14 protein-coding genes are annotated in these 17,284 nt (G+C 63.3%); 5 read left to right on the top strand and 9 right to left on the bottom strand.

Annotated elements, in window-relative coordinates; all coding sequences use genetic code 11:
• Positions 1-77: 77 nt before the first annotated feature.
• Positions 78-737 (top strand): GntR family transcriptional regulator, encoded by a 660-nt coding sequence (locus OEZ71_RS19240; protein ID WP_263741705.1) that lies wholly within the window; start codon positions 78-80, stop codon positions 735-737.
• Positions 738-746: 9 nt separating this feature from the next.
• Here OEZ71_RS19240 and OEZ71_RS19235 read toward each other — a convergent pair whose 3' ends face one another.
• Genes OEZ71_RS19235 through OEZ71_RS19195 form a run of 9 tightly spaced genes read right to left on the bottom strand, consistent with a single transcriptional unit; the run spans position 747 to position 12,768 of the window.
• The gene (locus OEZ71_RS19235; protein ID WP_263741704.1) at positions 747-1,409 is read right to left on the bottom strand and encodes a 5-formyltetrahydrofolate cyclo-ligase; all 663 of its coding nucleotides are present in this window, start codon (positions 1,407-1,409) and stop codon (positions 747-749) included.
• A 24-nt stretch (positions 1,410-1,433) separates the two neighbouring features.
• Positions 1,434-1,946, bottom strand: a complete 513-nt coding sequence (locus OEZ71_RS19230; protein WP_263741703.1) for a DUF2478 domain-containing protein — start codon at positions 1,944-1,946, stop codon at positions 1,434-1,436.
• A gap of 12 nt (positions 1,947-1,958) precedes the next feature.
• Positions 1,959-2,573, bottom strand: coding sequence for a carbonic anhydrase (locus OEZ71_RS19225; RefSeq protein WP_263741702.1), 615 nt, complete (start codon positions 2,571-2,573; stop codon positions 1,959-1,961).
• Between the two features lies 1 nt (position 2,574).
• A complete protein-coding gene (locus OEZ71_RS19220) occupies positions 2,575-3,366 on the bottom strand; it encodes a peptidylprolyl isomerase (RefSeq protein WP_263741701.1) in 792 nt (263 codons plus the stop codon).
• A 1-nt stretch (position 3,367) separates the two neighbouring features.
• Positions 3,368-4,051 carry a respiratory nitrate reductase subunit gamma gene (narI, locus tag OEZ71_RS19215; RefSeq protein ID WP_263741700.1) on the bottom strand — a complete coding sequence of 228 codons (684 nt, stop codon included), beginning with the start codon at positions 4,049-4,051 and terminating at the stop codon, positions 3,368-3,370.
• Between the two features lie 11 nt (positions 4,052-4,062).
• Positions 4,063-4,764: a nitrate reductase molybdenum cofactor assembly chaperone gene (gene narJ, locus OEZ71_RS19210; RefSeq protein ID WP_263741699.1), complete on the bottom strand. Its 702-nt coding sequence runs from the start codon at positions 4,762-4,764 to the stop codon at positions 4,063-4,065.
• Positions 4,761-6,281, bottom strand: coding sequence for a nitrate reductase subunit beta (gene narH / locus OEZ71_RS19205; protein WP_263741698.1), 1,521 nt, complete (start codon positions 6,279-6,281; stop codon positions 4,761-4,763). Before narH ends, narJ begins: the two co-directional genes overlap by 4 nt.
• Positions 6,278-10,021, bottom strand: coding sequence for a nitrate reductase subunit alpha (locus OEZ71_RS19200; RefSeq protein ID WP_263741697.1), 3,744 nt, complete (start codon positions 10,019-10,021; stop codon positions 6,278-6,280). The genes narH and OEZ71_RS19200 overlap by 4 nt, the downstream gene beginning before the upstream one ends.
• 17 nt (positions 10,022-10,038) lie before the next feature.
• The gene (locus OEZ71_RS19195) at positions 10,039-12,768 is read right to left on the bottom strand and encodes a nitrate/nitrite transporter (RefSeq protein ID WP_263741696.1); all 2,730 of its coding nucleotides are present in this window, start codon (positions 12,766-12,768) and stop codon (positions 10,039-10,041) included.
• Between the two features lie 255 nt (positions 12,769-13,023).
• Here OEZ71_RS19195 and OEZ71_RS19190 point away from each other — a divergent pair, with 255 nt between their 5' ends.
• The 4 genes from OEZ71_RS19190 to OEZ71_RS19175 all read left to right on the top strand — a co-directional run bounded on the left by OEZ71_RS19190 (position 13,024) and on the right by OEZ71_RS19175 (position 17,282).
• Positions 13,024-13,752 (top strand): helix-turn-helix domain-containing protein, encoded by a 729-nt coding sequence (locus OEZ71_RS19190; RefSeq protein ID WP_263741695.1) that lies wholly within the window; start codon positions 13,024-13,026, stop codon positions 13,750-13,752.
• Between the two features lie 318 nt (positions 13,753-14,070).
• Positions 14,071-14,295, top strand: coding sequence for a hypothetical protein (locus OEZ71_RS19185; RefSeq protein WP_263741694.1), 225 nt, complete (start codon positions 14,071-14,073; stop codon positions 14,293-14,295).
• A gap of 224 nt (positions 14,296-14,519) precedes the next feature.
• Positions 14,520-16,670, top strand: a complete 2,151-nt coding sequence (locus OEZ71_RS19180) for an FAD-dependent oxidoreductase (protein ID WP_263741693.1) — start codon at positions 14,520-14,522, stop codon at positions 16,668-16,670.
• On the top strand, positions 16,671-17,282 hold the full coding sequence (locus OEZ71_RS19175; protein ID WP_263741692.1) for a CDP-alcohol phosphatidyltransferase family protein: 612 nt from the start codon (positions 16,671-16,673) through the stop codon (positions 17,280-17,282). It begins immediately after the preceding gene.
• The last annotated feature ends 2 nt before the right edge of the window (positions 17,283-17,284 follow it).

The raw sequence follows: 17,284 nt of genomic DNA, 5'->3' as shown, positions 1-17,284 counted from the left end.
TGGATATCGAATATTGGATACAATATGCAAGTGCGAAATTGTATCCAATCTCCGAAAGCCCGGTTATGGGAGTGCCCATGCAGATCGACAGCATCAATATCGCCCAGACGGCATCCGCCGCGACGATCATCTATGAGGCGCTGAAAAAGGCGATCATAGAGGGGCAACTGGCCGATGGCGCGCCGCTGAGGCAGGACGAGATCGCGAAGATGTTCAATACGTCCCGCATCCCGGTGCGCGAGGCGATCACCATGCTGGAACAGCAGGGGCTGGTGGTGACGCAGCGCTACAAGGGCGCGGTTGTGGCGGGGATATCGCCCGACGAGGCGGCCGAGATCTGGGATTTCCGCGCGCTGGTCGAGGGTCATGTGATCGAGGCCGCCGTGCCGCGCATGTCGGACGAGACGCTGGAACTGGCACGATCCTATTTGATGGCCTTTTCCGAAGGCGCGACGCCCGTCGACTGGGGCGACCAGAACCGCAAGTTCCATACGATCCTTTATCGCGACAGCGGGCTTTTCTATCACCTTGGGGTCATCGAGAAGACGCTCGACCGGGTGGATCGCTACCTGCGCGCGCAATTGGCGCTGTCGAATGGCCTTGCCCGCGCAAACAGGGAACATGAGGCGATCCTCGCGGCCTGCGAGCGCCGCGATGCGACCCGTGCGGCAGAATTGACGCGGCAGCACATTCTTGGCGCAAAGACCAACCTGCTGGACAACCTTCGCAAGCGATAACGGCAGTGATCAGACAATACCTTCCTCGGTCACGATCGCGGTCATCGGGACATCGTGCCATTGCGGGAAGATCGTCGTCTGACGCGCTGCGGAAAGACCGATGCCGATCGGCCGAACCTCGGGATGAGCAGCAAGCGTGCGGTCGAAATAGCCACCACCGTAGCCAAGCCGGTAGCCTTTGGCGTCATAGCCGACAAGCGGCGCGAGCGCGATGTCCGGGATGATCCAGTCACCTTCTGCCGGAACCGGAATATTCCAGAATCCCCGCTCCATCTTCACGCGGGGCGTCCAGCGGCGAAAGCGCAGGGGCGCGTGTTTTTCGGTGACGAGCGGCAGGGCGGCGGTAGCGCCGCGTCCGGACAGCGCCGCGAGCCAGAAGCGCAGGTCAAGTTCGGACTGGATCGGCCACCAGGCTGAGATCGTAAAGCCCGCGACATCGCCGAAAAGAGTGTCGAGATGGCTAGCCACGGCTTCGGCGGCTTCCTTGCGCTCCGTCACGCTCAACGTCGCTCGATCTGCCAGCAGGCGGTTACGTTCGGCCTTACGCCAACGGGCGACGTCACGGGCCTGGACCGGGTCCGTCGCGCCGGGCAGACCGCCCTCCTCCGCGCTCAGCTCGTGCAGAAAGCAGGGCGGCGAGGCGTAGCTTGCGCTTTTCTCATCTCCTGTCATCGCCCATCCTCGTTCGGGAACCGGTCAGGCTGCCTCGGCCAGCGACATGGCACACCAGTCCGCAACTGCCACCGGATCAGCCGGCAGTTCCTCAGCCAAACCTTCGGTGAAGGTTTGGAAGGCGTCAAGGTTCAGCGCATTGACGCCGAGGATCACCGGCAGGCCCATCGCCAAGGCCTCGGCGATGACGGGGCGGAACCCCCTGCCCTCGGCCTCGTGCTTGCCGAACTTGTTGAGGATCAGCAGGTCAGCGCCGGACGAAAGCCGGGCCGAGACATCGGCCACGGCGCTTTCGAGCGCGCCGGGATCCAAACGACAGCCGCGGGCGTTCTGCCCAAGGTTCTGGGTGATGCCGATGGTTGGGCCATCGGGCAGAATGCGCAGGTCCATATCGCAGTGAAAGCGCTGTGGCCGCTCGATATTGGTCTGAACAACGCCCGTCAGACGGAACCCGCGCCGTGCCAGAAGGTCGGCGGCCCCGGCCAGAACCCGGTCGGTCAGGCCCTTGTCGGCGGCGGTGATATAAGCAAGGCGCATGGTCTTCCTTTCTCAGCGGGCGTCAGTGCCGCTGATCGTGCAGTCGAGGTTTCTGAGGATGCCGTCGCGGATGCCGTAGATGAGGCCGTGTAGAAGGGGATAATCCCCCCTGCCCCACGCACGGCGCAGGATCGGCGTCTCGGCCACCCGGGCGACGCTTTCCAGAACGTTCAGTTCCGCAAGCCGGTCGCGGCGCATCTCGATGTCACCGATCTTTGACAGTTCATGGGCATGCCGCTTGGCCAGCCGCCGGATCGGCTCCAGCCAGTGGTCGGCAAGGCCATGCGGCATGTCCTCTTCGGTCGCGGCACGTACACCGCCGCAACCATAGTGGCCGCAGATGATGATCTGGCGGACCTTGAGCGTATCGACCGCGAATTCGAGGACCGAGAGCAGGTTCATGTCCGACGAATGGACGACATTCGCCACGTTGCGGTGGACAAAGACCTCACCCGGCGCAAGGCCGGAGATGACATTCGCCGGCACCCGGCTGTCGGAGCACCCGATCCAGAGAAATTCCGGTGTCTGCTGCAAGGCGAGGCCGTCGAAATAATCCGGGGCTTCGGCCCTGATCTTTGCCGACCAGTCGCGGTTGCGCTCAAGCAGAGCTTCGAGAACTTGGGCCATGTCACGCCGCCTTCAGATCGACGCCCGTCACCTCTGCCTTGTCGGCGAGGGTTTCGATGAAGTCACGGGCAGCGTTGGCCCATTCTGCCTTCGCCAGCATATCGCGGATGCGGGCGGCGACGGTCTCGAAGGGCAGGATCGCGCCTTCCGCGCGGGCGTCGAGGCGGATGATGTGGAGGCCGTAGCGCGTCGCGACAGGGTCGCGGGCAATCTCACCCTCGGCGAGACGGTCGAGCACGGCCTCGAACTCGGGCACCGTGTCGCCGGTCGCGATCTGGCCGAGCCGACCGCCAGCGTTGCGGGAAGAACAGGAGGAGAGCTCACGCGCGAGACGGTCGAAGTCGCGTGGCGCCTTCGCGAGGTCGGCGAGAACTGCCGTCGCCTTCTCGCGCGCCGCCTCCATTGCGGCGGCGTCGCCGGGGCGGACCGGGAAGAGGATATGGGCCGCTTCGTAAAGCGTCGGCGCCCGGAAGCGGCCGGGATCGGCGTCGTAAGCCGCACGGACCGCCTCGTCCTGAGGCGCTGGCGGCGTGATCGCCTCATCCAGAAGCTGACGCACCAGCGCCTCCTCCTCTGTCTCGGCGCGGCCACCCTCGGTGATCGGTTCTGGAGTGAGGTTTCTCGCGCGCGCCTCTTGCAAAAGAAGGGCGCGCACCGCCAGCGCACGCCCCGCAGCACGCCAGGCGATGCCCGGCTTGCCCTTCGGGGCTTCGTGCATCTGTATCTCGGCGGCGATGGTGGCGGCGGGGATGACCTCGCCGTTCACCGTGATATCGCTCAGGAGCGGTCCCATCTCAGGCCCCGCGCTTCTTCGTTCGCACGATCTGGTAGCCCGGCCGCCAGATGTAACGGACAGGCGCCGAAAGCATATGGACGAGCCGCGTGAACGGGAAGAGAAGGAAAATCGTCAGCCCAAGGAAGATGTGCAGCTTGAAGAGGATATTGGCGTCGGCAATGTAGCTCGCCGCCTGACCATCGAAGGTGAAGATGCCGAAGGCCCAGGCCATGAACTTGGTCATCTCGTGGCCATCAAGGTGCTGGAGCGAGACGAAGATCGTCAGGATGCCGAGCACGAGCTGCACCATCAGGAGGATCAGGATGCCGGTATCGGCGAAGGTCGAGTTTGCCCGGATGCGCGGATCGTAGAGCCGACGGTGCAGAAGCATCGCCCCGCCTGCAAGCGCCATGATCCCGGCGACACCGCCCGCGATCACCGCCATGAGCTGCTTGAAGCCATGGCCGATACCGAATGCATCGAAAATCTGAATCGGCGTCAGAAGCCCGATCAGATGACCGAAGAAGATGATCAGAACGCCGACATGAAAGAGGCTGGAGCCAATCACCAGTTGCTTGCGCCTGAGTAGCTGCGACGAAGACGATTTCCAGGTGAACGGGTCGCGTTCATAGCGCGCGACCGAGCCAATCAGCAGCACCGAGAGCGCGATGTAGGGATAGGTTCCGAAGAAAAATTGATGCATCGTGGCCTCCTTTACTGGGCCGTTCCGGCACGGGCCGGAGAGAGGGGCATGTCCATCCGCGCGAGGATGTCGCGCGAGACCGGGCAACCGGCATTCGGATCGGGAGCGAAGGTGACCTGCGCCTCCTCGTAGACGGCATCCAGCGCTTCGAGGTCCTCCGGATCGTCGTCCCGTTCCGACAAAAGGGCCGTGGCCTCGGGACTGTCGGTGCTCGCCTGGGCGATGGCTGCCAGTGCCGTCAGGACCGCCGCGTAGGGCGTGTCGCGCCGGGTCAAACGCTCGGCAAGGACGGCAATGATGTGACCGGCATCGGCCAGCAACGCCGTTGCCTCGGCCAGAGGCCGGGTCGAGAGAAACTCCAGCAGCACCGGCAGGTGGTCGGGAAGCTCCGGCCCGGTGAGGTCAAAGCCACCCGCGCGGTAGGTCTCCAGAAGGTCCACCATCGCACCACCGCGATCCCGGCTCTCACCATGGATATGCTCGAAAAGGTTGAGCGAGAGCGTACGCGAGCGGTCGAACAGGAGCACATAGCGCTCCTGCAGGTCGTAGATGTCGCCCGTCTCCATTCCAACAAGCAACGGTTCCAGCGCGCGGCGCTGACCGAGAGGCAAGAGCCCCTCGGCCTTCAGCGCGATCCGGATCGCCGGAATGGCGGCTTGCAGGTCCTCGCTCGGATAGGAGAGGAGCGCCGAGAGCGCCTTGAACGTCTTCATTTCCAGCCCTCCGCAGGTGTCACGAACTTGCGGCTGCCAAAGAGCTTGCCGCCGGTGGTGCCGGTGGAGCAGCCGTTGCCGTCGGTAAAGCCGCAGCCGCCGCGCAGGTCATAGGCATCCTCCACGAGCTCCCGGTGCGTCGTCGGGATCACAAAACGGTCCTCGTAATTGGCGATGGCCATGATCTTGTACATCTCGTCGATCTGGTGCGGGGTCAGCCCCACGCGGTTGGCCACGCCGAGATTGACGACCCCGTCCACGGTCTTCGACCGCATGTAAGAGCGCATCGCGAGCATCCGTTCCAGCGCCGAGACGATCGGCGCCTCGTCGCCCGCCGTCAGCATGTTGGCGAGGTAGCGAACCGGGATGCGCAGCGATTTCACGTCCGGCATGTCGTCCTGCGCGGCGATCTGACCGGCCGCCGCCGCGTTCTGGATCGGCGAGAGCGGCGGGATGTACCAGACCATCGGCAGCGTCCGGTATTCCGGATGCAGCGGGAAGGCGATCTTCCATTCCATCGCCATCTTCCAGATCGGCGACTTGCGGGCAGAGGCGATCCAGTCCTCCGGCACGCCCTCGGCGCGGGCGGCCTCGATCACAGCCGGATCGTTGGGGTCGAGGAAGACACCAAGCTGGGCGTCGTAAAGCTCCTTTTCGCCCGCGACCGATGCCGCATCCGCGATCTTGTCGGCGTCATAGAGCATCACGCCGATATAGCGGATCCGGCCCACGCAGGTTTCCGAGCAGACCGTCGGCATGCCGCTTTCCAGACGCGGATAGCAAAGCGTGCATTTCTCGGATTTACCCGAAGACCAGTTGTAGTAGATCTTCTTGTAGGGGCAGCCCGAGACGCACATCCGCCAGCCGCGGCACTTCTCCTGGTCGATCAGGACAACGCCGTCCTCTTCGCGCTTGTAGATCGCGCCCGAGGGGCACGACGCGGCGCAGGCCGGGTTCAAGCAGTGCTCGCAGAGCCGCGGCAGGTACATCATGAACGTATTTTCATACTGTCCGTAGATCTCCTTCTGGATGCCCTCGAAGTTGTAATCCTTGCCACGCTTCTCGAATTCGCCGCCGAGGATCTCCTCCCAGTTCGGGCCCCATTCGATCTTCTCCATCCGCTCGCCCGAGACTTTCGAACGCGGCCGGGCGGTGGGGAAGGCCGGCATTTCGGGCGCCGATTTCAGATGGTCGTAGTCGAAGTCGAACGGCTCGTAGAAGTCGTCGATCTCCGGCAGGTCGGGGTTGGCGAAGATGTTCGCGAGGATCCGCCACTTGCCGCCCTGCTTGGGCTTGAGACCGCCCGACGCGGTGCGTTCCCAGCCGCCGTTCCAGCGCTTCTGGTTTTCCCAGTCCTTCGGATAACCGATGCCGGGCTTGGTCTCGACGTTGTTGAACCAGGCGTATTCGACGCCGTCGCGACTGGTCCAGACGTTCTTGCAGGTAACGGAACAGGTGTGACACCCGATGCATTTATCGAGGTTCAGCACCATGCCGATTTGTGCGCGTACTTTCATTCCGCAGCCTCCACTTTCGAAACCGGCGTGTCGAGCCAGTCGACCTTGTCCATCTTGCGGACCACGACAAGCTCGTCGCGGTTGGCGCCGACGGTGCCGTAATAGTTGAACCCGTAGCTCTGCTGGGCGTAGCCGCCGATCATGTGCGTGGGCTTGACGATCGCGCGGGTGACGGAGTTGTGGATGCCGCCCCGCTTGCCGGTGATCTGCGATCCCGGCGTGTTCACGATCTTCTCCTGCGCGTGGTACATGAAGAGCGTGCCGTCCTTCATCCGCTGGCTGACGACCGCACGGGCCGTGAGAACGCCGTTGGAGTTGAAGACCTCGACCCAGTCGTTGTCCACGATGCCCGCCGTCTTCGCGTCATTCTCCGAAATCCAAACGACCGGGCCACCCCTGTTCAGCGTCAGCATCAGGAGGTTGTCGGAATAGGTCGAATGGATGCCCCATTTCTGGTGCGGCGTGATGAAGTTCAAAACGACATGCTTCTCGTTCGCGCCGAGATGCCCGGTCGCGCCTGCGGTGATGGTCTTCAGATCCACCGGCGGGCGCCAGGTCACGAAGAATTCGCCGAAGGCCTGCATCCATTCGTGATCCTGATAGAGCTGCTGGCGGCCAGAGACGGTGCGCCACGGGATCAGTTCATGGACGTTGGTCCAGCCGGCGTTGTAGCAGACCTCCTCGCTCTCGATGCCCGACCAGGTCGGGGACGAGATGATCTTGCGCGGCTGCGCGGCGATGTCGCGGAAGCGGATCTTCTCGTCTTCCTTGACCTCGGCCAGATGGGCGTGCTCACGGCCCGTGGCCTTCGAGAGCGCGTCCCAGGCCTTGACGGCAACTTCACCGTTGGTTTCCGGCGCGAGCATCAGAATGACCTCGGCCGCGTCGATCGCGGTCTCGATCTTCGCCATGCCCTCGGTCGGACCCTCGTGATGGGTGCCGTTCAGGTCCTTGAGGTGATGCACCTCAACCTTGGTATCCCAGGCGATGCCCTTGCCGCCGTTGCCGACCTTCTCCATCAACGGCCCAAGCGAGGTGAAGCGGGCGTAGAGGTTCGGGTAGTCCCGCTCGACCGCGATATAGGCCGGCGCGGTCTTGCCCGGGATCAGGTCGCATTCGCCCTTCTTCCAGTCCTGGACGATCGGCTGCGCGATCTCGCCGGGGCTGTCGTGTTGCAGCGGCAGCTGCACCACATCGGTCTCCACCCCGAGGATCTCGGGCGCGACCTCTGAGAACTTCTTGGCGATGGCCTTGAAGATCTCCCAGTCCGACTTCGACTCATAGGCCGGGTCCACGGCCGCCTGCAGCGGGTGGATGAACGGGTGCATGTCGGAGGTGTTGAGGTCGTCCTTCTCGTACCACGACGCGGTCGGCAGCACGATGTCGGAATAGACCGCCGTCGTCGACATGCGGAAGTCGAGCGTCACGAGGAGGTCGAGCTTACCCTCCGGCGCCTTGTCGTGCCAGCGGGCCTCCACCGGCTTCTTGCGGCCTTCCTCGCCCAGATCCTTGCCGAGAACACCGTGATCGGTGCCCAGCAGGTGCTTGAGGAAGTATTCATGCCCCTTGCCCGAGGACCCAAGAAGGTTCGAGCGCCAGACGAAGAGGTTGCGCGGCCAGTTTTCCGGCGCGTCCGGGTCCTCGGCCGACATTTCCAGCGCCCCGGCCTTTAACTGCTCGGCAACGTATTCCGGAATGGTTTTGCCCGAGGCCTTCGCCGCCTTGCCCACTTCAAGCGGATTGGTGCGAAGCTGCGGCGCGGAGGGAAGCCAGCCCATCCGTTCGGCGCGGATGTTGTAGTCGATCAGGCTCAGGTCCTTGTAGTCGCCATCCGGTGCGGTCGGCGAGAGGATCTCGGACGACGACACCGTCTCATAACGCCATTGGTCGGTATGGGCATACCAGGCCGAGGTGGAGTTCATGTGCCGCGGCGGGCGCGCCCAGTCGAGCGCGAAGGCGAGCGCGGTCCAGCCGGTCTGCGGACGCAGTTTTTCCTGGCCCACGTAGTGCGCCCAGCCGCCTCCGGACTGACCCACGGCGCCGCACATCACCAGCATGTTGATGACGGCGCGGTAGTTCATGTCCATGTGGTACCAGTGGTTCATCGCCGCGCCGATGATGATCATCGACTTGCCGTTGGTCTTCTCGGCATTTTCGGCAAATTCCCGTGCGACCTGGATGATCCGGTCGCGCTTCACGCCGGTGATCTTCTCCGCCCAGGCTGGGGTGAAGGGCACGTCGGCGTTGAAGTCGCTGGCGACATGATCGCCACCGAGTCCGCGGTCGAGGCTGTAATTGGCGCAGAAGAGGTCGAACACAGTGGCGACGTAGTGCTCCTCGCCGTCGGCGAGCTTGATCTTCTTCACCGGCACGTTGCGGGTCAGAACCTCGCCGCGCGCGTCGTTCTCCCAGCCGTTCGAGGCCATGCCGCCGAAATACGGGAAATCGACTCCGATCACGTCGTCTCGGTCGGTATCGAGGATGAGGCTCATCTTGAGCGTCACATCCTTGCCCTCGGCCTTCTCCTCAAGGTTCCACTTGCCTTCTTCACCCCAACGGAAGCCGACCGAACCGTTCGGAACAACGATCTTGCCTGACTTCTCTTCGATGGCGACGGTCTTCCACTCCGGATTGTTCGACTGGCCGAGCGACTTGTCGAAGTCCGAGGCGCGCAACTGCTTGCCGGGCACATAGCCATCGCCCTTCGGCTCCAGCTTCACCAGCATCGGCATGTCGGTGTACTTGCGGCAGTAATCCTCGAAATACTCCGCCTGCCGGTCGAGATGGAACTCGCGCAGGATCACATGACCCATCGCCATGCCAAGCGCGGCATCCGTGCCTTGCTTGGCATTGAGCCAGATGTCGGAGAACTTCGCGGCCTCCGAATAGTCGGGGCTGACAACCGCCGACTTGGTGCCGCGATAGCGCGCCTCGGTGTAGAAATGCGCGTCCGGGGTCCGGGTCTGGGGCACGTTCGAGCCCCAGAGGATCAGGTAGCCCGCGTTGTACCAGTCGGCCGATTCCGGCACGTCGGTCTGCTCGCCCCAGGTCATCGGCGAGGCCGGTGGCAGGTCGCAGTACCAGTCGTAGAACGACATGCAGGTGCCGCCCAGAAGGCTGAGGTAACGCGAGCCCGCCGCGTAGGAGACCATCGACATCGCCGGGATCGGCGAGAAGCCGAAGACCCGGTCGGGGCCGTAGGTCTTTGCCGTATAGGCGTTGGCGGCGGCGGTGATCTCGGTCACCTCGTCCCAGCTTGCCCGGACGAAGCCGCCCTTGCCACGGGTCTTGGTGTAGTCGGCGCGCTTCTTCGGATCGGACTGAATGGTCTTCCAGGCCTCGACTGGCGACATCGTCTTGCGCAGGTCACGCCACATCCGCATCAGCCGGCCGCGCACCAAGGGCGTTTTCACCCGGTTCGCGGAGTAGAGATACCAGCTGTAGGAGGCGCCGCGCGCACAACCGCGCGGCTCGTGGTTCGGCAGGTCCGCACGGGTCCGCGGATAGTCGGTCTGCTGGGTCTCCCAGGTGACGATCCCGGATTTGACGTAGATCTTCCAGGAACACGATCCGGTGCAGTTCACCCCATGGGTCGAGCGCACGATCTTGTCGTGGCGCCACCGGTTCCGGTAGGTGTCCTCCCAGTCGCGGCTTTCGATTGTGGTCTGTCCGTGCCCGTCCGCAAAGGTATCCTTGCGGACGGATTTCAGGAAGTTGAGACGGTCGAGAAGATGGCTCATCTTTCTCTCCTTTCCGGTCAGGCCTGAGCCGGGGCGGCGGGAAGCCGGCCACGCTCGAGGTCATGGAGAACACCGCCCGGACGGGTGTAGTAGAACCACGTCAGGACAAGGCAGATCGCGTAGAAGATCAGGAAGCCCCAGAGCGCCATGAACGGGGCGCCCGTCATCGCGATCGAGGTGCCGTAGGCCTTCGGGATGAAGAAGGCGCCGTAGGCAGCGATTGCCGAGGTGAAGGCGATGATCGCGGCGCTTTCGCGTTCTGCCTGCTTGCGGCTGGAGGCGGCATCGAGGTTCGGCATGAGGCGCGGGATCTCGCGACCCATGATCGCCGGGATCATCTGGAAGGTCGACGCGTTGCCGATACCGGTCAGCATGAACAGCGCCATGAAGCAGGCGAAGAAGCCCATGAAGCTGCCGCTCACGCCGTCCGACGGCAGGAAGGTGATGACACCGAAGACCGCGATGATCATGCCCGCGAAGGTCCAGAAGGTCACACGGCCGCCACCGAACTTGTCACTGACCCAGCCGGTCGCCGCGCGGGAGAGCGCGCCGACAAGGGGGCCGAGGAACACGTATTGCAGCGCGTTGACTTCGGGGAACATGAGCTTGGTGAGCAGCGGGAAGCCTGCCGAGTAGCCGATGAAGCTGCCGAAGGTCCCGGTGTAGAGGATGCACATGATCCAGTTGTGGAAGCGGGTGAAGATCACTGCCTGATCGCGGAAAGAGGCTTTCGCGTCGGCGATGTCGTTCATGCCGAGCCAGGCCGCGATGGTCGCGATGATGATGAACGGCACCCAGACGAAGCCTGCGTTCTGCATCCACAGTTCGCCGCCGTCGGCAAGCTGCACCGGCGCACCGCCCATTGCGCCAAAGACGCCCATGGTGATGACGATCGGCACAAGGAACTGCATGACCGACACGCCGAGGTTGCCGAGGCCTGCGTTCAGCGCCAGCGCGTTGCCCTTCTCCGCTTTCGGGAAGAAGTAGGCGATGTTAGCCATCGACGAGGCGAAGTTGCCGCCGCCAAGCCCGCAGAGAAGCGCCAGCGTCATGAAGATGAGGTAGGGCGTCTCAGGGTTCTGCACAGCATAGCCGATGCCGATAGCAGGCAGGAGGAGCGAGGCCGTCGAAAGCGTCGTCCAGAGCCTTCCGCCGAAGATCGGCACCATGAAGCTGTAGAAGATACGCAGCGTGGCGCCCGAGAGGCCCGGCAGGGCCGCGAGCCAGAAGAGCTGGCCCGGCGTGAAGTCAAAGCCGATGGCGGGAAGCCGTGCGACGACCATCGACCACACCATCCAGACCGAGAAGGCCAATAGGAGGGCCGGTATCGACAGCCACAGGTTGCGGCGCGCGATCTTGCGGCCTTTCTCGTCCCAGAAGGCTTTGTCCTCGGGACGCCAGTCGTCAAGTGTATGGGTGGTCATTACCGTCTTTCCAGGAATGTGGATGGGCTGCATTTCAGGCAGGCCCGGGAGTTCGTCGAGCGTCTTGCCATGGGCTGCGCGTTCCATCTGACGGATCGACATGTGCATCCAGCCGAGCGCGATGGCGACGAGAACGAAGAGAAGAGCGAAGCAGCTCGTATATATGCCGGTCAGATCGAGGAGCGCCCCAAACATGATCGGCAGGATGAAGCCGCCAAGGCCGCCGATCATGCCGACGAGGCCGCCGACGGCACCGACGTGTTTGGGATAGTAGACCGGAATATGCTTGTAGACCGCGGCCTTGCCGAGCGACATGAAGAAGCCGAGGCAGAAGAGCGTGACGACGAAGGGCCAGCGGCTCATTTCCGTGGTGAAGTGGATCGGGCCGTCCTTGCCCTGGATGACGTAGTCGGTGGGCGGGTAGGACAGCATGAAGAGGAAGATCAGCGAGAAGCCGAAGGTCCAGTACATGACCGAACGGGCGCCGAAGCGGTCCGAGAGGTGACCGCCATAAGCGCGGAAAAGCGACGCCGAGAGCGAGAAGGCCGCCGCCGACATGCCCGCCGTCTTCACGTCGACGCCATAGACGTCGATCAGGTAGTGCGGCATCCACAGCGCCAGCGCCACGAAGGCGCCGAAGACGAAGAAATAATAAAGCGAGAAGCGCCAGACCTGGAGGTTCTTCAGCGGCGCGAACTGCTCACGCAGGCTCGGCGCCTTGACGCCGGTCTTGCGGCGCTCGACCAGCATCGGGTCGTCCTTGGCGAGGATGAAGAAGATCACGCCCATGAGCGCGATGCCCGCGGCCCAGACCTGCGCCACGCCCTGCCAGCCATAGGCCACCATGACGAAGGGGGCGAGGAACTTGGTCACCGCCGCACCGACGTTGCCGGCGCCGAAGATGCCCAGCGCGGTACCCTGCTTGCCCGGCCCGTACCAGCGCGAGACGTAGGCCACGCCGATGATGAAGGACCCGCCGGCAAGGCCGATGCCCAACGCTGCGATCAGGTACATGATGTAGCTGTCTGCCAAGGTCAGCGCCCAGGTCGCGAGACCGGTGAGGATCATCTGCAGCGAGAACACGATCTTGCCGCCGTATTTCTCAGTCCAGACGCCGAGGATCAACCGCGTAAGAGAGCCAGTAAGGATAGGCGTGGCGACCAGAAGGCCGAACTCGGATTCGGTCAACCCGAGTTCCTTCTTGATCGCGACACCGATGATGGAAAAGATCGTCCAGACCGCAAAGCAGACCGTGAACGCAATGGTGCTGAGCGCAAGGGCGCGGGTTTGATCGCCCTTCGACACATGCGAGCCATCCAGCATTGTCGCCTCCATAAGAGATGCGGAGGGAGAGGGCCCTCCACGATTGGGCGCACAAAAACACCGGCGTTGGCAACGGGGCTTGATCCAAGTCAAATTTCTGAGATTTACCTATATAATTCAGCGTCTTATGATATTCTTCTGGCAGCCCTTGGGCATTGTTGGATGCGCTGCGGGAAAAATATTTTAGCGCACATCGACAATTGCCGCCGCTATGCTTAACATTTGTCAAGCAACTCAATCCGACCCTGGTGATTCATGCGTAACGCCGACCTCGAAGAGATCCGCGACCTGCCGCTATTCCGCGACATGGATGGCGATCATTTCGGCAATCTGATGCGTGGCGCCTATCACCAGAACTTCCCGCCACAGGTCACCCTGATCGAGGAAGGCCGGCCGGCCGATTTCCTGCACATCGTGACCGAGGGCGCGGTGGAGCTTTACGCCGGATGGAACGGTCGTGAAACGACGATGGCGGTCGTCCGACCCGTGGCGACCTTCATTCTCGCCGCCTGCATCAATGACGCGCCCTATCTGATGTCGGCCCGCACGATGATGCCGTCCCGCATCGCGATGATCGCCGGGTCCGACCTGCGCGCCACCTTCGCCCGCGACGCGGCCTTTGCCCAGGCGATCGTGAGGGAGCTGGCCGGCTGTTACCGCAGCGTCGTGCGCCACGCCAAGGATCTGAAACTGCGCGCGTCACGCGAACGGCTCGCTGCCTATCTTCTGCGGCACGCACGGGGGAGTGGTGCTTTCGATCTCCCGGTGGAGAAGCGGACCTTGGCCTCCTATCTCGGGATGACGCCAGAGAACCTTTCGAGGGCGCTGAAATCTCTGGGCCCGGACGGCGTCTCGGTGGACGGGATGCGCGTGACGATCACGGACGCCGCAGCCCTTGTTGCGGTGGCCTGTCCCACCCCGCTGATCGATGGCGGCGATGGCTGCGGCGACCTTAGCTATACAGGGTCGTCCTCGAACTGCTGAACGTCGTTGTTTTGGAATATTGTGCGGCGATGCACAGTGGCCGTGCGGACGCCAAAACCGACAGCCGCCAAGCGGTCGATCCACAGAGATGTGAGCCGTGTTTCATTCTCGGTAACATGCTTCTAACAAATGCGGCCTTGGTTTTGCGGGCAAGGCATGCACCCGGGTCCACCCTGCCGTTTTCAAGCCAACATCCGAAAAACTCCGCGTGAGGTTTCGCGACCCGGTTGTGATTTCAACTCGCCGGCCACACCGCCCATTTTGGTGTCACAAGGCCGCTCCCGGCCCACACATGACCAGACACCGAAAGGACAGACCATGAAAAGCCTTCTTCTTACCGCCGCGCTCGTGCTTTCCGCCAGCTCCGCAATGGCGATGACCACCCATGCCGACCTGACCGGCCCCGCCCGTGCCCAGGCCGAGCGCATCGTTCCGAACGGTGATTTCGACAACCTTACGGCCGCGCAGGTCAACGCGATTGAAAGCATCCTCGCCAGCGACAACGACAATCGCGGCGGCCAGATCCGCGCGATCCTGAACTGACACCACTCACGCGCGACCGGGGCGTCCGCAACTTGCGGACGCCCTTTTCATTCATTCCGCCCAATCACATCCGGTTCACGAGATGCGGACATTTTTGTAACGTCCTTGGCCTTTGGTCAGACTTCGTTGCAAAACATGTGCAACAAGGTCGGGGACAGTATGACGAAACGCCAATTCCGCCACCGGGCGATTTCGCCTGAACCCTGCACCAAGGGCGAACACCTATGAAAAAACCCGCCCTCTTCCTCGCGCTTGCCCTTCTGGTCGCCGTGCTGATCGCCCTGATCGGCCGCAACCCGCCCGATCTCGACATGCTGCGCGGCCATCTGACGGGGCTTGAGGCGCGGATGGCGGAGAACCCGCTGACCGTCGCCGCGATCTTCTTTGCCGCCTATGTCGCGGTCACCGCCCTGTCGCTGCCGCTGGCGGTCTGGATGACGCTGGCCGCCGGGGCGCTTTTCGGCTTCTGGTGGGGACTCTTGCTCGTCTCCTTCGCCTCGACCACCGGGGCGACCTTGGCCTTTCTCGCCTCGCGCTATCTTCTGTCGGACTGGGTGCATGAGAAACTCGGCAACCGGCTTCAAACTATCGACGAGGGGATGGAGCGCGACGGTGCCTTTTACCTCTTCACCCTGCGCCTGATCCCGGCGATCCCGTTCTTTGCCATCAACCTTCTGATGGGCCTCACCCCGATCAGGGCGCTGACCTTCTATCTGGTCAGTCAGGCCGGGATGCTGGCCGGGACGGCGGTCTACGTGAATGCGGGCACGCAACTGGCGCAGCTTGAAAGCCTCTCGGGCATCCTGTCGCTGCCCTTGATCCTGTCTTTCGTGCTTCTGGGCATCTTCCCCTGGATCGCGAAATTCGTCCTGCGCCTCATCAAGCGCCGCCGCGCCTATGCCGGCTGGACCCGGCCCGCGCGCTATGACCGCAATCTCGTCGTGATCGGCGCGGGCGCGGCGGGCCTCGTCTCGGCCTATATCGCGGCGGCGGTGAAGGCGAAGGTGACGCTGATTGAGTCCCACAAGATGGGCGGCGATTGCCTGAACTATGGCTGCGTGCCGTCGAAAGCTCTGATCAAATCGGCGAAGCTTGCCCACCAGATGCGCCATGCCGACCATTACGGCCTGACCGCGACCACACCGGAGTTTTCCTTTCGCAAGGTGTTTGAGCGCATCCATGCCGTGGTCAAGGCCATCGAGCCGCATGACAGCGTCGATCGCTATGAAGGACTAGGCGTCGAGGTCCTGCAGGGACACGCAAAGCTGATCGACCCCTGGACGGTGGAGATCACCGGGGCGGATGGCGCCGCGCAGCGCCTGACGACCCGGTCCGTGATCCTCGCGACTGGTGCCGCACCTTTCGTGCCGCCATTACCGGGGCTGGATGAGGTGGGCCACCTGACCTCGGACACGCTCTGGGATGACATGGTCGGACGTGACGCCGCGCCGAAACGGCTTGTTGTGCTTGGCGGCGGGCCAATCGGCTGCGAACTGGCGCAAAGCTTCGCGCGGCTGGGATCAGAGGTCACGCAGATCGAGATGTTGCCGCGCATCCTGATCCGCGAGGATGAGGAAGTGTCGGACCTCGTGAAGGCGTCGATGGAGGCCGATGGCGTCACGGTGCTGACCGGTCACAAGGCGGTGGCGCTGGGCAAGACCGGCGATAAGAAATGGATCGAGGTCGAGGCGAATGGCCAGACCCGCAAGATCGAGTTCGACGATATCCTTGTCGCCGTCGGCCGTGCCGCACGGCTGAAGGGCTACGGGCTGGAGGAACTGGGGATCGAGACCGGCCGGGTGATCGAGACCAACGAATATCTGGAAACCAAATATCCCAATATCCTCGCCGCGGGCGACGTCGCAGGACCTTTCCAATTCACCCATACCGCGTCGCATCAGGCATGGTTTGCATCGGTCAACGCGCTTTTTGGCAAGTTCAAGCGGTTCAAGGCGGATTACCGGGTGATCCCCTGGGCCACCTTCACCGATCCCGAAGTGGCGCGGGTGGGTCTCAACGAACAGGAGGCGAAGGAGAAGGGCATTCCTTTCGAGGTCACGCGCTACGGCATTGACGATCTTGACCGCGCCATCGCTGACGGCTCTGCCGTTGGGTTCGTCAAGGTGCTGACCCCGCCGGGCAAGGACACGATCCTTGGTGTGACCATCGCGGGCGAACATGCGGGCGACCTGATGGCCGAGTTCGTCTTCGCGATGAAACATGGCCACGGGCTCGGCAAGATCCTGTCGACGATCCACATCTACCCGACGCTGGCCGAGGCCAACAAGTACGCCGCCGGGGAATGGCGCAAGGCGCATGTGAATGTGCGCACCCTGAGCCTGCTTGAACGGTTTCATAGCTGGCGGAGGGGCTGAATGCTCGACCGTCACCTGCTGCCTCTTGTCCGCGCCACTCTCCACGGGCCCGCCCGCGCGCTGGTGACGCGAGGCGTGAGTGCCGATCAGGTGACGATTTGCGGATTCGGGCTGGGGCTGCTGGCGATTGGCGCGCTGGCCTTAGGGGCCTATCTGCCCGCGCTCATTCTCATCCTCGCCAACCGCATTGCCGACGGGATGGACGGGATCATGGCGCGGATGACGCAGCCGACCGACCGGGGGGCTTTCCTCGACATCGCGCTCGACTTCGTCTTTTATGCACTGGTGCCCTTGGGCTTCGCGCTGGCCGATCCCGCCACCAATGCCCTGCCTGCCGCCGTGCTGATCGCCAGTTTCGTCGGCACCGGATCTAGTTTCCTCGCCTTCGCCTCCATCGCGGCCAAGACCGGCCGGACGGCTGACGCCTACCCGACCAAGGGTATCTATTATATCGGCGGGCTGACCGAGGGGACCGAGACCATCGGGCTTTTCATCGCCATGTGCCTCTGGCCCGCTGCGTTCCCGGCGCTTGCCTGGACCTTCGCCGCGCTCTGCGCGCTGACCACCCTGACCCGCTGGCATCAGGGCTGGCGGGCCTTCGACCATAACTGACC

This window comes from Albidovulum litorale (assembly GCF_025751495.1).
Lineage (GTDB): Bacteria > Pseudomonadota > Alphaproteobacteria > Rhodobacterales > Rhodobacteraceae > Albidovulum > Albidovulum litorale.
This window is presented reverse-complemented; position numbering and strand designations above follow the sequence as displayed.

What these genes read in the sequence shown, in the direction of transcription:
- OEZ71_RS19230 (WP_263741703.1), bottom strand. Translation starts at nt 1,946, where the DNA reads ATGCGCCTTGCTTATATCACCGCCGCCGACAAGGGCCTGACCGACCGG.
- OEZ71_RS19195 (WP_263741696.1), bottom strand. Translation starts at nt 12,768, where the DNA reads ATGCTGGATGGCTCGCATGTGTCGAAGGGCGATCAAACCCGCGCCCTT.
- OEZ71_RS19175 (WP_263741692.1), top strand. Translation starts at nt 16,671, where the DNA reads ATGCTCGACCGTCACCTGCTGCCTCTTGTCCGCGCCACTCTCCACGGG.
- OEZ71_RS19190 (WP_263741695.1), top strand. Translation starts at nt 13,024, where the DNA reads ATGCGTAACGCCGACCTCGAAGAGATCCGCGACCTGCCGCTATTCCGC.
- narI (WP_263741700.1), bottom strand. Translation starts at nt 4,051, where the DNA reads ATGCATCAATTTTTCTTCGGAACCTATCCCTACATCGCGCTCTCGGTG.
- OEZ71_RS19240 (WP_263741705.1), top strand. Translation starts at nt 78, where the DNA reads ATGCAGATCGACAGCATCAATATCGCCCAGACGGCATCCGCCGCGACG.
- OEZ71_RS19220 (WP_263741701.1), bottom strand. Translation starts at nt 3,366, where the DNA reads ATGGGACCGCTCCTGAGCGATATCACGGTGAACGGCGAGGTCATCCCC.
- OEZ71_RS19185 (WP_263741694.1), top strand. Translation starts at nt 14,071, where the DNA reads ATGAAAAGCCTTCTTCTTACCGCCGCGCTCGTGCTTTCCGCCAGCTCC.
- OEZ71_RS19225 (WP_263741702.1), bottom strand. Translation starts at nt 2,573, where the DNA reads ATGGCCCAAGTTCTCGAAGCTCTGCTTGAGCGCAACCGCGACTGGTCG.
- OEZ71_RS19180 (WP_263741693.1), top strand. Translation starts at nt 14,520, where the DNA reads ATGAAAAAACCCGCCCTCTTCCTCGCGCTTGCCCTTCTGGTCGCCGTG.
- OEZ71_RS19200 (WP_263741697.1), bottom strand. Translation starts at nt 10,021, where the DNA reads ATGAGCCATCTTCTCGACCGTCTCAACTTCCTGAAATCCGTCCGCAAG.
- narJ (WP_263741699.1), bottom strand. Translation starts at nt 4,764, where the DNA reads ATGAAGACGTTCAAGGCGCTCTCGGCGCTCCTCTCCTATCCGAGCGAG.
- narH (WP_263741698.1), bottom strand. Translation starts at nt 6,281, where the DNA reads ATGAAAGTACGCGCACAAATCGGCATGGTGCTGAACCTCGATAAATGC.
- OEZ71_RS19235 (WP_263741704.1), bottom strand. Translation starts at nt 1,409, where the DNA reads ATGACAGGAGATGAGAAAAGCGCAAGCTACGCCTCGCCGCCCTGCTTT.